Origin of the sequence: Vibrio sp. Vb1166, from assembly GCF_033338695.1 — a bacterium.
In the GTDB taxonomy this organism is placed as follows: Bacteria; Pseudomonadota; Gammaproteobacteria; order Enterobacterales; family Vibrionaceae; genus Vibrio; species Vibrio alginolyticus.
The window spans coordinates 33,560-48,810 of the sequence record NZ_JAWOTE010000021.1 but is presented as its reverse complement, the minus strand read 5'-3'; the positions used below and the strand labels follow the sequence as shown (position 1 = coordinate 48,810).

Annotated in this window: 14 protein-coding genes and 1 other RNA gene; 9 read left to right on the top strand and 6 right to left on the bottom strand. The window is 42.9% G+C overall.

From position 1 onward, the window contains the following. Window positions 1–24: 24 nt before the first annotated feature. The gene (locus tag R7E51_RS18385) at window positions 25–456 is read left to right on the top strand and encodes a type IV pilin protein (protein ID WP_017820588.1); all 432 of its coding nucleotides are present in this window, start codon (window positions 25–27) and stop codon (window positions 454–456) included. A gap of 69 nt (window positions 457–525) precedes the next feature. On the opposite strand, the gene dnaJ is transcribed toward R7E51_RS18385, so the two are convergent. The 4 genes from dnaJ to grpE all read right to left on the bottom strand — a co-directional run bounded on the left by dnaJ (window position 526) and on the right by grpE (window position 6,428). Further along, complete coding sequence (gene dnaJ, locus R7E51_RS18380; RefSeq protein WP_005381620.1) at window positions 526–1,674, bottom strand: molecular chaperone DnaJ; 1,149 nt, start codon at window positions 1,672–1,674, stop codon at window positions 526–528. A gap of 204 nt (window positions 1,675–1,878) precedes the next feature. Then, complete coding sequence (gene dnaK, locus R7E51_RS18375; RefSeq protein ID WP_005381623.1) at window positions 1,879–3,792, bottom strand: molecular chaperone DnaK; 1,914 nt, start codon at window positions 3,790–3,792, stop codon at window positions 1,879–1,881. Window positions 3,793–4,139: 347 nt separating this feature from the next. Continuing rightward, on the bottom strand, window positions 4,140–5,414 hold the full coding sequence (locus R7E51_RS18370; RefSeq protein WP_005381625.1) for a dicarboxylate/amino acid:cation symporter: 1,275 nt from the start codon (window positions 5,412–5,414) through the stop codon (window positions 4,140–4,142). A gap of 417 nt (window positions 5,415–5,831) precedes the next feature. After that, window positions 5,832–6,428, bottom strand: coding sequence for a nucleotide exchange factor GrpE (grpE, locus tag R7E51_RS18365; RefSeq protein WP_021034134.1), 597 nt, complete (start codon window positions 6,426–6,428; stop codon window positions 5,832–5,834). Between the two features lie 146 nt (window positions 6,429–6,574). On the opposite strand from grpE, the gene nadK reads away from it, so the two are divergent. From nadK to bamE, 5 genes are all read left to right on the top strand, one after another. Next, a complete protein-coding gene (nadK, locus tag R7E51_RS18360) occupies window positions 6,575–7,459 on the top strand; it encodes an NAD(+) kinase (protein ID WP_005381631.1) in 885 nt (294 codons plus the stop codon). A gap of 265 nt (window positions 7,460–7,724) precedes the next feature. Further along, the gene (locus R7E51_RS18355; protein WP_017820586.1) at window positions 7,725–8,906 is read left to right on the top strand and encodes a DUF3103 domain-containing protein; all 1,182 of its coding nucleotides are present in this window, start codon (window positions 7,725–7,727) and stop codon (window positions 8,904–8,906) included. A gap of 166 nt (window positions 8,907–9,072) precedes the next feature. Next, entirely contained in the window at window positions 9,073–10,737 is a 1,665-nt protein-coding gene (gene recN / locus R7E51_RS18350) for a DNA repair protein RecN (RefSeq protein ID WP_005383750.1), read from the top strand. 21 nt (window positions 10,738–10,758) lie between these two features. After that, complete coding sequence (locus R7E51_RS18345; RefSeq protein ID WP_154204810.1) at window positions 10,759–11,241, top strand: GNAT family N-acetyltransferase; 483 nt, start codon at window positions 10,759–10,761, stop codon at window positions 11,239–11,241. Window positions 11,242–11,483: 242 nt separating this feature from the next. Further along, window positions 11,484–11,843 carry an outer membrane protein assembly factor BamE gene (gene bamE / locus R7E51_RS18340; protein ID WP_017820585.1) on the top strand — a complete coding sequence of 120 codons (360 nt, stop codon included), beginning with the start codon at window positions 11,484–11,486 and terminating at the stop codon, window positions 11,841–11,843. A gap of 101 nt (window positions 11,844–11,944) precedes the next feature. Here the strand turns inward: bamE and R7E51_RS18335 are convergent, their stop codons facing one another. After that, window positions 11,945–12,304, bottom strand: a complete 360-nt coding sequence (locus R7E51_RS18335; RefSeq protein WP_005381640.1) for an RnfH family protein — start codon at window positions 12,302–12,304, stop codon at window positions 11,945–11,947. Then, on the bottom strand, window positions 12,294–12,737 hold the full coding sequence (locus tag R7E51_RS18330; protein ID WP_005381641.1) for an SRPBCC family protein: 444 nt from the start codon (window positions 12,735–12,737) through the stop codon (window positions 12,294–12,296). Before R7E51_RS18330 ends, R7E51_RS18335 begins: the two co-directional genes overlap by 11 nt. 118 nt (window positions 12,738–12,855) lie before the next feature. On the opposite strand from R7E51_RS18330, the gene smpB reads away from it, so the two are divergent. From smpB to R7E51_RS18315, 3 genes are all read left to right on the top strand, one after another. Then, window positions 12,856–13,341, top strand: a complete 486-nt coding sequence (gene smpB, locus R7E51_RS18325) for an SsrA-binding protein SmpB (RefSeq protein WP_005381642.1) — start codon at window positions 12,856–12,858, stop codon at window positions 13,339–13,341. A gap of 66 nt (window positions 13,342–13,407) precedes the next feature. Next, window positions 13,408–13,775, top strand: a transfer-messenger RNA (tmRNA) gene (gene ssrA, locus R7E51_RS18320). Between the two features lie 527 nt (window positions 13,776–14,302). Continuing rightward, window positions 14,303–14,788, top strand: coding sequence for a DUF6795 domain-containing protein (locus R7E51_RS18315; protein ID WP_206958391.1), 486 nt, complete (start codon window positions 14,303–14,305; stop codon window positions 14,786–14,788). Window positions 14,789–15,251 lie beyond the last annotated feature (463 nt).

Below are 15,251 nucleotides of genomic sequence, written 5' to 3'. Positions count from 1 at the left end.
AAAGTGAAAAGGAAACTACTCGTGATGATTCGAATTTCTCGTTGTAACGGCTACAAAAAAGGATTGAGAGGGATGACATTGATCGAATTACTGGTAGCTGTAGTGATTGTCGGGATCATTGCTGCAGTCGCATACCCCTCTTACACTAATCATGTAATCAAGTCTCATAGGACGGTTGCCTTGAGCGATCTTAGTCGAATTCAGCTAGAGCTAGAGACATCTTATGATGGTGGGTACGACTGGAGTCATATTCTCTCTGGAGGCACATGCACTCTATGTGACTCAGACACAAATAGATTTTCTTTCGATATTGCGAGCTCTGCAAGTACGGCCTATACCATTACAGCAACAGCAAAATCGGCTCTGGGACAAGACGACGACGAGTGCTTGACTGGTTCTAAAACGATTACTTTAACGTCAACAAATGTCGAAGAACCAAGTGATTGCTGGAATTAGGAAGAACACCGAGATGCAAAAAGGCCTGCATTTTAGCAGGCCTTTGTATTTGTGCTTTTCACTAACGTCTTAGCTGGTTAAATCATCAAAGAACTTTTTCACACCGTTGAAAAAGCCTTCTGATTTAGGCTTGTGCTTTGTCGCCGCTTCACCACCACAAGACTCTTCAAACTCTTTGAGCAGTTCTTTTTGGCGTGAGCTTAGGTTTACTGGTGTTTCAACAACCAACTTAACAATAAGATCACCAACACCGCCACCGCGAACGCCTTTCACACCTTTACCACGCATACGGAACATACGACCTGTTTGCGTTTCTGAAGGCACTTTTAGGCTTACGCGACCATCTAGGGTTGGTACTTCAACTTCACCACCTAGAGCTGCCATCGCAAAGCTTACTGGCACTTCACAGTATAGGTTGTTGCCATCACGCTCGAAGATATGGTGCTCTTTCACGTGCACTTGTACATACAAGTCACCCGCTGGTGCTCCCATTTCTCCCGCTTCACCTTCGCCAGATAGACGAATACGGTCGCCAGTATCAACACCTGCTGGGATCTTAACGTTAAGTGTTTTTGTTTTCTGCTTACGACCTTGACCATGACACTCATTACAAGGGTCTTTAATGATTTTACCTTTGCCGTGACAGGTAGGACAGGTTTGTTGCACTGCGAAGAAGCCCTGGCGCATCTGTACTTGACCATGACCATGACAGGTACCACATGTTTCAGCAGATGAACCTTTCTTCGCGCCACTACCATCACAGGTATCACAGTGTACTAGTGTCGGTACTTCGATCTCTTTCGTTACACCACGAACCGCTTCTTCTAGCGTCAATTCCATGTTGTAACGTAGGTCAGCACCTCGCTGGGCACGGTGGCCACCACCGCCACGACGACCACCACCAAAGATGTCACCGAATACATCGCCAAAGATGTCGCCGAAATCAGCACCGCCGCCGCCAAAGCCGCCGCCACCGAAACCACCGCCGCCTTGTTCAAAAGCTGCATGACCGTATTGGTCGTACGCCGCTTTCTTTTGAGGGTCGGTCAGAACTTCGTACGCTTCTTTTACTTCTTTAAACTTGTCCGCCGCAGAATCATCACCCTGGTTTCGGTCTGGGTGGAATTTCATCGCTAGACGCTTATACGCCTTTTTGATATCGCGCTCTGAGGCATCACGGCTTACGCCTAATACTTCGTAAAAATCACGTTTTGACATGTTCTTCGTCACCAGTTAATTACTACAAACGGCATCGATTCACCGCTTGGTGTTTGTATCGTTCTAGGTAAGTGCACTTGTCTGCAACATACTTAACTAGAAAGACAGCGTTTACAAACAGACGGGCGTAAGAGTTGCCCCAAACGCCCGCACACGAAGTCTTATCGACCCCAGATGGCTATGCAGCCATCTGGTTAAGAAATATTATTTCTTGTCGTCTTTAACTTCTTCGAACTCAGCATCTACAACGTCGTCTTCTTTAGACTGTGCACCTGCGTCAGCACCTTGTGCTTGCTGCGCTTGAGCTTGTTGTTGAGCGATTTCCATCAGCTTTTGAGAAGCAGTCATTAGTGCTTGAACTTTAGCATCGATAGCTTCTTTGTCTTCGCCTTTACGTGCTGTTTCTAGCTCAGAAATTGCTGCTTCAATCTTCTCTTTCTCTTCTGCAGGTAGCGCTTCACCAGCTTCTTCTACTTGCTTACGAGTACCGTGAATCATTTGGTCAGCTTGGTTACGTGCAGTCGCTAGCTCTTCGAACTTCTTGTCCGCTTCTTTGTTAGCTTCTGCTTCTTGAACCATTTTCTCGATGTCTTCATCGCTTAGACCGCCAGAAGCTTGAATAGTGATCTTCTGCTCTTTACCAGTCTGCTTGTCTTTCGCAGACACGTGTAGGATACCATCCGCATCAAGGTCAAACGTAACCTCGATTTGTGGCATACCACGTGGTGCAGGCTGGATGCCTTCTAGGTTAAATTGGCCTAGAGACTTGTTGTACATCGCTTGCTTACGCTCACCTTGTAGAACGTGGATAGTTACCGCGCTCTGGTTGTCTTCCGCTGTAGAGAAAACTTGGTTCGCTTTAGTTGGGATAGTTGTGTTCTTCTCAACTAACTTAGTCATCACGCCACCCATTGTCTCGATACCTAGAGACAGTGGAGTTACGTCTAGTAGTAGTACGTCTTTAACGTCACCAGCAAGTACACCACCTTGAACTGCAGCACCCATTGCTACTGCTTCGTCAGGGTTTACGTCACGGCGCGCTTCTTTACCAAAGAACTCAGCAACTTTCGCTTGAACCATTGGCATACGAGTCTGACCACCAACTAGGATTACGTCAGTGATGTCGTTTACTGATAGGTCAGCGTCAGCTAGAGCTACTTTTAATGGCTCAAGAGAGCGTTGTACTAGGTCTTCAACTAGAGATTCTAGTTTTGCACGAGTCACTTTAATGTTCATGTGCTTAGGACCAGTTGCATCTGCAGTAACGTAAGGTAGGTTTACGTCTGTTTGAGAAGTAGAAGAAAGCTCGATTTTCGCTTTCTCTGCTGCTTCTTTAACACGCTGCATTGCTAGTGGGTCGTTTTTAAGGTTGATGCCTTGCTCTTTGTTGAACTCATCAACCAAGTAGTTGATTAGACGGTTATCAAAGTCTTCACCACCTAGGTGAGTATCACCGTTAGTTGCTAGAACTTCGAATGTTTTCTCGCCTTCAACTTCATCGATTTCGATGATTGAAATATCGAATGTACCACCACCAAGGTCGTATACCGCGATAGTGCGATCGCCGCCTTTCTTATCAAGACCGTAAGCTAGCGCAGCTGCTGTTGGTTCGTTGATGATACGTTTAACTTCTAGACCTGCGATACGGCCAGCATCTTTTGTCGCTTGACGCTGAGCATCGTTAAAGTAAGCAGGTACTGTGATAACTGCGCCAGTTACTTCCTCACCAAGGAAGTCTTCAGCAGTTTTCTTCATTTTCTTAAGAACTTCAGCAGAAACCTGAGGAGCTGCCATTTTTTGGCCTTTCGCTTCTACCCAAGCATCACCGTTGTCAGCCTTAACGATTTTGTAAGGCATGATTTCGATGTCACGCTGAACTTCTTCGTCTTCAAAACGACGACCGATTAGACGCTTAATTGCAAATAGCGTGTTTTCTGGGTTAGTTACTGCTTGACGTTTCGCTGGTTGACCTACTAGCGTCTCACCGTCAGTGTAAGCAATAACCGATGCAGTAGTACGTTCGCCCTCTGCGTTTTCAATTACACGTGGTTTGTCGCCGTCTAATACAGCAACACATGAGTTAGTAGTACCTAAGTCAATACCAATGATTTTACCCATCTGGCTATCTCCGAATAAATTCTATTTTCGTTTGGTTATAACCCCAATGTGGGGGGAGGAGAATCGGGTTTCAACCCTTGCTCACAAACAAAAATAATCAATGTTTGCTTCTCTATGCCACATAGATAAGGGCGGCAAAATGCTTTTCAAGGGCAGAATTAAAAAAAAGCGTCTTTTTTCGAAATTTATGTGTTTCTTTCTGATTAGTTGGGAACTCGTCACACTGCTGTAGCGCAACAAAACGTCATTTCCCAGATAAATTTATTTATGTCCGACTCTTCCTAAATAAAAAACGAGCTCATAAGAGCTCGCTTCAATATTAGGGTTAAAATAAATGATTCAAGGTATTAGGCGTTCGCTTGAGCAGGCTCAGCATCAACACCTTCTTCTTTACCTATCTCACCTTCTGTTTTTGCAACAATGGTGTTCACTGCCGTGTCGCCGACAACGTTAGATGATGTACAGAACATATCATTAATACGGTCGACCGCTGCAATGATTGCTAAACCTTCAGGTGGTAAACCCAGTTGGTGAAGCAAAACGCCTACCATTACCACGCCGCCCCCAGGAACGCCGCCAGCACCAATAGATAACAGAAGAATAGTTAAGCCAAGTGTGAAGATGTCTGCGGTGTTAATTGGCTGGCCAAAAGCGTTCGCAACAAACATCGTTGCTAGAGCAATATAGATAGACACACCAGACATATTCATCGTTGCGCCCAGTGGTACACCGAAGCCAGCAACCGATTTAGAGACCTGAAGCTTTTCTGTCAGTGTGCGCATCGTTACCGGGATAGTCGCGTTTGAGCTCGCGGTAGATAGAGAAAAAAGAATCTGCTCACGAGTTGCACGTAGGAAAGTCTTTGGAGAAGTTCCTGTCGCAATACTCACTGCCATTGGGTAGAAGAAGAAGATCCAAAACACCAACATCGCAACCACCAAAGCCACGTAACCGGCAACGGACATTAATGTATTGGCGTTTAGCGTTGCACCTAGTTGAATCATTAGTGCGAACACACCATATGGTGCAAGACTCATCACTAATCCAACCAATTTCATCATGATTTCATTTGCCATTTTGAATGTGCGAATAGCTGGGCCACCACGAGAATCCAAAGCTTGAATTGCAAGCCCCGTCAAAATTGCCATAAAGATGATTTGCAGCATGTCGCCGCTAGCAAACGCTTGTACAGGATTGCTAGGAACAATGTTAACAACTAAAGAGAAAATGTCCGGCGTCTCTGTCGTTGTCAGCTGTACAGCCTCAGATACCGTTCCTGCTAGATTAGCGCCCGCTCCTGGCTGGAAGATCAAGCCGACAGTCAAAGCCGCCGTAATCGCAATGATGGTGTTAAGAATGTAAAGGGTAAAAGTTTTTCCACCAAGACGACCAAATGCACTGATATCTTTCAAGTCAACAATGCCGCATACGATTGAAACGTAAACTAAAGGAACAACAAGCAATTTGATCAGTGAGACGAACATGCCGCCAACACCTTCTGCTGCTCCAAGTAGGTATGTATCAAAAATCGCAATACCGCTAAATAAGTACTGAATTGCTGTCCCCAGCACAAGGCCGGCAAACAAGCCTATAAAAATCTTACTAGAAAGCGATTTATCCATTATAAATCTCCGATATGCTGTGTTTACTATTTACATTTTTGTAGTTATATATGCTTACTTTTAAAGCATTAGTCGCAAATCATACACACCGAAGTTACAAAATAAAGTGATAATTTACATTTTTGTTAACGAAATTGTTTTAGAAAAAATGACTATATTTACATTCCTATGCAGAACAAACATTCACACAGCGAATGATTACAATCACTTATAGCCCTTTCCGTTAATAAACACGCAGCGAGATGAGAGAAAATCTCCTATAGGAAAATAATTAACCAATAGGAAAAAATATGAAGGGGATCAAATTTTCATTTATCGATATACAACGAAGTTCGATGCAGTCATTTATGTTTAAAACAAAAAAGCGCCCATCAAAAATGATGGGCGCTTTTATATTTAAAAAACAGGGAGTTAAAGTTACTTAGCAACCATTACCATTGCCGGACGAATCACACGACCGTTTAGTTCGTAACCTTTTTGCATAACAAACATAACAGTGTTTGATTCATGATCAGGGCTCTCCTGAATCGACATCGCTTGATGGAACTCTGGATTGAATGCTTCACCTTCAGGGTTGATTGCTTTCAAGCCAAATTTCGCGACAACGTCTACAAACGTTTTATGGGTTAGTTCAACGCCTTCTAGGAACGGCTTCACAGTTTCATTCTCTGTATCTGCCGCTTGAATTGCACGCTCTAGGTTATCAATAACAGGAAGCAGCTCTTCTGCAAACTTGTTCAACGCAAACTTACGTGCTTTATCGATCTCTTGCTCAGTGCGACGACGCATGTTTTCTACTTCAGCTTTAGAACGCAACACCGCATCTTGTTGCTCTTTTACTTTTGCCTCGCTAGACAATAGTGCCGCTTCTAGTTGAGCAATCTTAGCGTCTGTCTCATCACCAAGCTCTTCAAGCTCAGCTTCAACTTCTTGTGCTTCAGCTTCTACTTTTTCAGCCTCTTCGATGATTTGATCAAGCTCTTCTTCTGTAACTTTGTTTTCTTCGTTGCTCATGATATCTCCAGAATTCAACATAATGCCCTTAAAGCCATGCGCGTTTTTGCGGGCTTTAACCACATAAAAATTCGCATATTTAGGTGACTTGCCATTATTATGGGGATGAAGATTCCTGATTCAAGCCTCTTTAATGCGGAAATGCTATGAAAAATCCATGTAACGTGATCGCGATTATCGGAAAACCAAGAGATCAACAAGCAATTCAAACTCATAAAGAGTTGTACCAATGGTTGACCTCTGAGGGCTATAAAGTATTCATTGACGATCGCCTTGCCGCAATACTGGATGATATCCCACAGAGTCAGTTTGCTAGCTTAGTTGAACTAGGAAAAAATGCCGACCTAGCCATTGTGGTTGGTGGCGATGGCAACATGCTAGGTGCAGCAAGAATTTTATCCCGATTTGATGTACCAGTTATAGGCGTGAACCGCGGAAATTTGGGCTTCTTAACTGACTTGAACCCAGACGACTTCCAAGCGTCTCTGCAAGCGGTACTCGACGGTGAGTACATTGAAGAGGAGCGTTTTCTTTTAGAGGCGGAAGTACACCGCCACGGACAAATAAAGAGCCATAACGCTGCGCTAAACGAAGCCGTACTTCACCCAGGGCAAATTGCTCATATGATTGAATTTGAAGTGTATATTGATGAAAGCTTCGCCTTCTCTTTACGGGCCGACGGTTTGATTGTCTCCACTCCGACTGGCTCGACGGCATATTCACTTTCTGGCGGCGGCCCAATTCTTTCTCCTAGCTTGAATGCCATTTCACTCGTGCCAATGTTCCCTCATACATTGTCGAGTCGACCTTTGGTGGTTGATGGAAAACGTCGAATTAAATTGGTGGTATCACCAGAAAACCGTGGAACACAAGAAGTTAGCTGTGATGGACAAGTCTCACTTCCAGTTACCCCTGGCGACGAAATTCACATCTATCAAAGTCCAAATGTACTAAAGCTCATCCATCCAAAAGACTACAGCTACTATCACGTCTTACGGAATAAGCTTGGCTGGTCTAGTAAATTGTTCTAACACTTGTTACTCAGGGTAATAACTTCAATAAAAAAGCCAGCAGCTCAATTGCTACTGGCTTTTGGCTTTCTTAGACAAGAAATAGACACAAAGTAGTGAGGCGACACGATATTTGTCATCATTAAAGAGAAGCTTATAAATTTTGATCCTGTGGGCAAACTTTACACAAAAGATAGAAAAGCAAATTCAATGATCTATGTCCGGTGATATTCTCACCATGAATAGAGTATTAACTCTATTTCATACAATCAATAAAGGACATATTATGAAGAAAACCATCATTCTGTCTGTTCTCAGTACATTAGCACTTATTGGCTGCCAATCAGAGGAAACGCAAGTCAACAGTGTGTCCAACGCAAAAGCGGAAGATATCACTAAGACGAAACGGGCCCTAGCTCAACAATTGAGTGAGAATTATGCTGCCATTGAACCCATGCTGAGAAGAGATATTACTCCGCAACAGACTAACGTTTCTGTATCAGCATTTGTTAAGCAAAACCCTAACTCAGAGTTCAGCCGCCAGCTTGTACAAGCTGACACTCAAATTCGTAGCTGGAAAGGTATTTCTGAATACTCAGATCAGTTGTTAGAAGTTCGCTTGGCAAATGAAGCCATGATAACAGCATGGCAAAGTGGCGAGGTCGAGCCATTATTTGCATTTGAACCAAGTGGTGATGATGAGAATTGGCAATACATCGAAGCATTTGATGTTTATGGCAACATCCATCAACTCGATGTTTACCAGCTCCCTGAGGTACCTGTGCTTGTCGTTGATAACAATAGCTCTGCAGAGCTAAAAGCAGGCTTGCAAGCTATGCAAGCTGAGATGAAAAAACTCGGTCAACCAGCTTTAGTTCAACCATATATTGCTGATGAACAACGCCAAAATACACCGCTATTGTCAAATAGCGAAGCGGCTCCAATTCAAACCACGCAGTTGAAAAAGATCCGTCTAGCCGATGACAAAGAACCTTGGATCTCTGGCAAGGCAGAAATCTACGCTATCGTAACGGGCGTCAATCCAAGTCGTGATGAACCTACTCTCGATTTGGTGGAGCTTCCATACTTAGACTACGATAACCAAGATTACTATCCGAATCAGATCATTATTCACTGGTCTCGTTACCGCTGGGGTGCGGCAGACATTGTGCTCATGGAGCAAGATGACGGCACAGACTATAAACAATTGGCAAAACTCCTTGTTCAAGTTGCCGAAGAAGTATTGAAAGCGATTCCAGATCCAGAAGTTCAGGCTTACGCGATTATTCCGCAAATCACGAACAAGATCATCGACACTATCCCCGATGGTGTACTCACGAATGATGATGACTTCGTCGACGTTTACTACACTCTAATGCAAGATACTTCATACGTAGATCACCCAGGTGCAGGTGTGAATGCAGTCGTCACACTAGAACCACTAACGATTAACCCAACTCGTCCGTAACCTGTTCAATTTTAATGAGTCGTTGTAATCACATCGGCTCATTTTTCCCACTTCATCACAAAAAAACAGCCTACAAAGAAAATTTTCCTTACCTGACTTTACTGTATAAAGAAACAGTATATACTGTTCTCTTATACAGTATTGTTCAGTTATACAGGTAAATAAAATGCTGGCTCATCTAAGTGTTAATAATTTTGCGATTGTTAAGTCTTTACAACTCGAGCTTTCTAAGGGCATGACCACCATTACAGGTGAAACAGGCGCGGGTAAATCCATTGCTATCGATGCTTTAGGGCTCTGCTTAGGCGGACGAGCCGATGCCGGCATGGTGCGACAAGGTGAAGAGAAAACCGAAGTTAGCGCCGCTTTTTTATTGGACAACAACTTACATGCAACACGTTGGTTAGAAGATAACGATCTGCTAGATGGCAGTGAGTGTATTTTGCGTCGTATTATCACAAAAGAAGGCCGCTCAAGAGCCTTCATTAATGGCAGCCCTGTTCCACTATCACAACTCAAATCTCTAGGGCAGCTACTTATCAATATCCATGGGCAGCACGCTCATCATCAATTGATGAAAAGTGAGCACCAAATGGCCATGCTCGACCAATATGCTGGGCATTTAAACCTACTAAAAAGCACACGAAGTGCTTACCAGCATTGGCGTCAGGCGGATAATAACCTCAAGCAGCTAAAAGAAAATAGCCAGCAAAACCAGGCGCAAAAACAGTTGCTTGAATACCAAATCAAAGAACTGAATGAGTTATCGCTAGGTGAAGAAGAATTTGCAGAGCTCGAGCAAGAGCATAAACGACTATCCAACAGTGGTGAACTCGCCACTACCTGTCAGCAAGCCATCGAACTTATTTACGAAGGTGAAGAAGTCAATGCGCTTGGTATTTTGCAATCGGCCAATCACTCCCTAATTCAATTAGCCGAATTAGATGAAAAGCTATCTGAGCTACCTAACATGCTGTCAGAAGCGATGATTCAACTTGAAGAAACGAAGAATGAATTACGCAGCTACTTAGATGGCATCGATGTTGATCCAGCTCGTATGGCTTATGTAGAAGAACGTTTTTCTAAAGTGATGTCTGTAGCTCGTAAACACCACGTAATGCCAGAAGAACTCTACCAGCATCATCAAGATCTTCTGGCCCAAGTAGAAGCGTTAGATTGCTCCGATGAACGTTTAGATGAACTTGCTCAAGAAGTAGAACACAAGTACCAAAGCTTTCTAACACAAGCAGAAAAACTGCACAAATCACGCAGCCGTTACGCAAAAGAACTGAACAAACTGATCACACAAAGCATGCACGAATTGAGCATGGAGAAAGCAGTATTCAGTATCGAAGTTAGCAATGACAACACGCACCCATCGCCGCTTGGCATGGACAGCGTGTGCTTCTTAGTATCGACCAACCCGGGACAACCATTGCAACCTATAGCAAAAGTTGCGTCAGGCGGTGAGCTATCACGTATCTCTCTAGCTATCCAAGTGATCACCGCTCAGAAAGTAGATACACCAAGTTTAATCTTCGATGAAGTGGACGTAGGTATTAGTGGCCCAACAGCTGCCGTAGTGGGCAAAATGCTACGCAAGCTTGGCGAATCTACTCAAGTATTGTGTGTCACTCACCTCCCTCAAGTTGCCGGATGCGGCCATCAACAAATGTTTGTTGCTAAGCAAACCAAAGCAGGCCAAACCGAAACCCAAATGCACGCATTAGATGAACAACAACGTGTGGCAGAATTAGCTCGCTTACTTGGTGGTAGTCAAATAACCGACTCAACGTTGGCAAACGCAAAAGAACTGCTTATCGCCGCTTAATAAATCGACAAGGGATGAGATATGGATATCAGAGCAATACACAAAACCAACTGCTTAGATCTCATCCCTATTTTTATTGAGTTAGAACATTACTACTTCAAAGAAAAAGCTTCATCAAAACACGATCTGGTCCATTATCTAAAGAGCCAAGTCTTCTCTGAACATTCTGGTGTTAATATCATTGCGGTTTACGATAATGATGACGTCGTAGGCTTTGCATCTTATACCGTCATGCTCCCTGCCCCAAAACTCTCAGGACAGATGTACTTAAAAGATCTGTTCGTATCTTCGAAGGTTCGAGGAAAAGGGGTTGGTCTCAAGTTAATGAAGTATCTGGCATCTTTGGCGATCAAGTGTGGATGCCAAAGGTTGGACTGGACAGCTGAAAGTAGTAACCCTACCGCAGGTCAGTTTTACCGCTCAATTGGTGCAACACTAATTCATGAAAAAGAGTATTATCGTTTTTCAGGTGATGCATTACGCGAATTCGCCAAAACCGACTAACGAGTCACTAGGCTTGGCTCACCGCTGAAAGCGTCCATCACCCTACCTCCGATTGAAATGTGCTCTTCGTCACCTAACTAATACGTCATGTGGTGACATTTACCGCCTAATATCGGTGAATAAATGCAACTCAACTCAAAATTCGTTGTCAGATTGTCTACCATACGACGCATAGCTTTTTACATCTGCGTCGAGCTTGTTTATTATCAGCGCAGTATTTTAAAGGTTACTAAGAAATTATTATGCAATTAAAGAAGTGGTTAGTTGCCGTACCATTAGCAATGACATTGCTGACAGGATGTTCGGTATTGGAAAGACTGGTTTATCGTATTGATATCAACCAAGGCAACTATGTAGAACAAAGTGCGGTTGATAAATTAAAGTTTGGGATGACTAAAGCACAGGTTCGCTTCGTATTAGGGTCGCCAATGCTTATTGAAAACGGCTATCCAAACACTTGGTATTACATCTATCATCATACTCCTGGCCATGGCGAACCAGTACAGAAAGATCTGATTGTAAACTTTAATGACCAAGGCACACTCGCAGACATCAGTGGTGACTTTCCAAAAAGTGACGCATTTTACGAGCAAATTCAGTAAACTGACTTTTGCAAAAAAACCTCCCGTTTGGGAGGTTTTTTATTATATAGAAATCACGTTAGTCAAACTTTGAGTAACTCACATGAGCTATTGGGTTTATATTAATCCTGCTTATTTTTACGTACAGAACTAGGCTTGCCACCGGTGACTGGGTCTGCACTCCCCTCGGCTTTAGCCTGCTCCGCCCGTTTACGGCGAATCTCTTTCGGATCGGCGAGTAACGGACGATAAATCTCTATTCGGTCTCGATCTCGAACGGTCGCATCCAACTTCACGTTACGACTAAACACACCCACTTTGTTCTTGGACAAATCAATTTCAGGGTACAACTCCAATACACCGGATTGTCGAATGATCTCTTCTACCGTTGCGTGATTATTTACCACTAAGTTAAATACACGCTGTTCATGAGGAAGAGCATAGACAACCTCAACGTGAATCATATCTGACTCAATACTCATAACACTCGTAGACCTGTTTTGCGCGTTTAGTAAATGCATTTACCATATTACTAGTAAGCTCGTTAAAAATCTTACCGAAGGCCATCTCAATCATTTTACTTGAGAATTCAAACTCAAGCTTTAGTTCAACCTTGCAAGCTTGCTCATCTAGCGCGGTAAAAATCCAACCACCACGCAACGTCTTAAACGGGCCATCCACCAAGTTCATCATAATTGCTTGGCCTGGGATCAGCTCATTTGAAGTAGTAAACGTTTTGCTGATACCAGCCTTCGCCACATCGACAGAAGCCACCATACCATTACCCGAAGACTCAATGATTCTAGAGCCCGAGCAACCAGGCAGAAACTCAGGGTATTTAGCAACATCGTTAACCAGATTGAACATCTGTTCAGCACTAAAAGACACAAGCGCAGAACGGCTGACTTGCTTCATACATACTCCTATCGATACATGTACAGATTTAAAGCTCCTGCCAATTTTACTTTTATTCCACGATTGCGCAAATAAAAGGATTTCCTATCCGATATCCAACCCGTATAATGTCGCTATTATGGCAAAGAAAAAAACGAAACAAAAAGCGGGTAGCAATACTATCGCGCTGAATAAAAAAGCTCGCCACGAGTATTTCATCGATGATGAAATCGAAGCTGGCTTGGAGCTCCAAGGTTGGGAAGTGAAAGCCCTTCGCCAAGGTAAAGCCAATATTTCTGAAAGTTACGTATTTATGCGTGACGGTGAAGCCTTTGTGAGTGGCATGACAATCACTCCTTTAAATCAGGCATCGACACACGTTGTGGCGAACCCTACACGTGTGCGTAAACTACTAATGAGTCGTCGTGAGCTGGATAACCTATTCGGACGTGTAAACCGTGAAGGTATGACATTAACGGCCCTCTCACTGTACTGGTCTCGCTCTTGGGTGAAACTAAAAATTGGCGTAGCAAAAGGTAAAAAGCTGCACGATAAACGTACGGATCTAAAAGAAAAAGACTGGGCAAGAGAAAAAGCACGCGTAATGAAGAGCGCGCTGCGTTAATCTTGACCACTTAAACGCATAGTACTGGACAGCCAATGCTTTTCTGTTACTATGCGAATATTACCTGGGGCTGATTTAGGATTCGACGGGAATTCAGAAGTCTGAGGTGCATGCCGAGGTGCGGTAGGCCTCGTTAACAAACCGCAAAAAAATAGTCGCAAACGACGAAAACTACGCACTAGCAGCTTAATAACCTGCTAAGAGCTCTCTCGCCCTAGCTTCCGCACGTAAGACGGGGAATAACGAGGGATCAAACCCAAACGCGCTAGCCCGGATTCTCCCGCCTGAGAGATGAACGGCGAATTTTAATTCAGGCTAGTCATTCATTAGCGTGTCGGTTCGCAGGTGGGTGGCGAAATTAAAGATCGACTAAGCATGTAGTACCAATGATGAACGGTTTTCGGACGCGGGTTCAACTCCCGCCAGCTCCACCAAACGTTTGGAAAAGGCCACCTTCGGGTGGCCTTTTTTGTATCAACTAAAATAGTCTCTTTTTTCAAACATTCATGCTTTCTGAAATCTTACTACATGGATTACCGCATACCTTTGGCCCATGTAGGTTTACAAACTCGTTGAGTATTAATCAGTAAACAAGAAGTTCATAAGTACTAATCTAAAAGGCAGAAAGCATGGTACTAAAAGCCCTGCAACTTAAAAGTCTTCTGCTTACCTATCCTTTCTAAGAGATAACTAGATCTAAGTCTAAAGTCTATACTCATCTCCCTCGATGAATTGATTGATGTATTCATTGTTAGTCCCTACTCGCTTGTTTCATTACAACTCTATAGATGTAATGACTACAAACAGTAGTTACAAAAAATAACGTAACTCTAATCACAAAGTTAACCTTAGATATTGAATAGAAACACAACATATATAGATTTTTAAATTTCAAAATGAAAATATTGTTGTGAAAAATTAAGTTACTGGAATTATTACAGTCATATTAGTGAGCATTGTAATGAATTTTGAAGAAAGTAAATTGAATGACGAACACGTTAATCAATACACACCGCAAATCAATGGTGTGTTAACAAAGAAAGGAAAACCACTTAGTAGCCTGAAGGTTAGCCTTAGTATTGGTTTAAGCATGTCAGGGAAAACAATAGACTTATCAACATTCACAGACAGTACTGGTCGCTTTGAATTTTCTCCAGTCTATGAAAATAAAAACATCATAAGCACTCCTCTTATTGAGCACTATGTAACTATTGTTTTAGTCGCAGAACTCAGTAATGATGAAAGTACTATTATTTGGGAAGGAAGCTTTGATGGTTATAAAATAGAGGATTACGTAAAAAATAACATGGCTAACCTTGCTTGTGACACTGAGAACCCTCTTAAGTACTTTGCTTTTTCAATTGATGATGAAGAAAACGATGACTACTACGTAAACAGCCAATGTAATTTATTTGGTTATATAGACTCTGACTTATATGGAAATTAAACAATGCACTCATGATACAACTCCAGTTCCTATATCTCCTCTATGTCCATTTATTTACGGGGGATATTGAGTATCGGTTAGAAGGAGGTTCTGGTATCGACTTCCACGCTCATGGACTGGGAAAAAATCTGTTCCGAGTTATGTCAATACCGCTACAAGTAATGAGTGGTCGGCACTACAACCCAAATCTCAAGCTTACCTAGAACGCAACGTATTTCTTGACTTCAACAATAGATATAATGCTCGGATGACTGATGGTTGGGTAAGTAAAATAGTCTCTTCAATTTTGACCTTACTAAGAATTTCAGGTCTGGGTCATATAATACAACAAATAGCAACTGTAGGCCTTACTGCTTGGGATCAACTAGCTAAAGCTATGGCGTACATCTCAAAACTAAAAAACGAGTATACAGAACACGTTCGCGGTATTTTAGGTCACATGAATGTAATGTCAGGTAGCGCA

Coding starts and splice junctions, on each gene's coding strand:
- R7E51_RS18385 (WP_017820588.1), top strand. CDS start 25: ATGATTCGAATTTCTCGTTGTAACGGCTACAAAAAAGGATTGAGAGGG.
- dnaJ (WP_005381620.1), bottom strand. CDS start 1,674: ATGTCAAAACGTGATTTTTACGAAGTATTAGGCGTAAGCCGTGATGCC.
- dnaK (WP_005381623.1), bottom strand. CDS start 3,792: ATGGGTAAAATCATTGGTATTGACTTAGGTACTACTAACTCATGTGTT.
- R7E51_RS18370 (WP_005381625.1), bottom strand. CDS start 5,414: ATGGATAAATCGCTTTCTAGTAAGATTTTTATAGGCTTGTTTGCCGGC.
- grpE (WP_021034134.1), bottom strand. CDS start 6,428: ATGAGCAACGAAGAAAACAAAGTTACAGAAGAAGAGCTTGATCAAATC.
- nadK (WP_005381631.1), top strand. CDS start 6,575: ATGAAAAATCCATGTAACGTGATCGCGATTATCGGAAAACCAAGAGAT.
- R7E51_RS18355 (WP_017820586.1), top strand. CDS start 7,725: ATGAAGAAAACCATCATTCTGTCTGTTCTCAGTACATTAGCACTTATT.
- recN (WP_005383750.1), top strand. CDS start 9,073: ATGCTGGCTCATCTAAGTGTTAATAATTTTGCGATTGTTAAGTCTTTA.
- R7E51_RS18345 (WP_154204810.1), top strand. CDS start 10,759: ATGGATATCAGAGCAATACACAAAACCAACTGCTTAGATCTCATCCCT.
- bamE (WP_017820585.1), top strand. CDS start 11,484: ATGCAATTAAAGAAGTGGTTAGTTGCCGTACCATTAGCAATGACATTG.
- R7E51_RS18335 (WP_005381640.1), bottom strand. CDS start 12,304: ATGAGTATTGAGTCAGATATGATTCACGTTGAGGTTGTCTATGCTCTT.
- R7E51_RS18330 (WP_005381641.1), bottom strand. CDS start 12,737: ATGAAGCAAGTCAGCCGTTCTGCGCTTGTGTCTTTTAGTGCTGAACAG.
- smpB (WP_005381642.1), top strand. CDS start 12,856: ATGGCAAAGAAAAAAACGAAACAAAAAGCGGGTAGCAATACTATCGCG.
- R7E51_RS18315 (WP_206958391.1), top strand. CDS start 14,303: ATGAATTTTGAAGAAAGTAAATTGAATGACGAACACGTTAATCAATAC.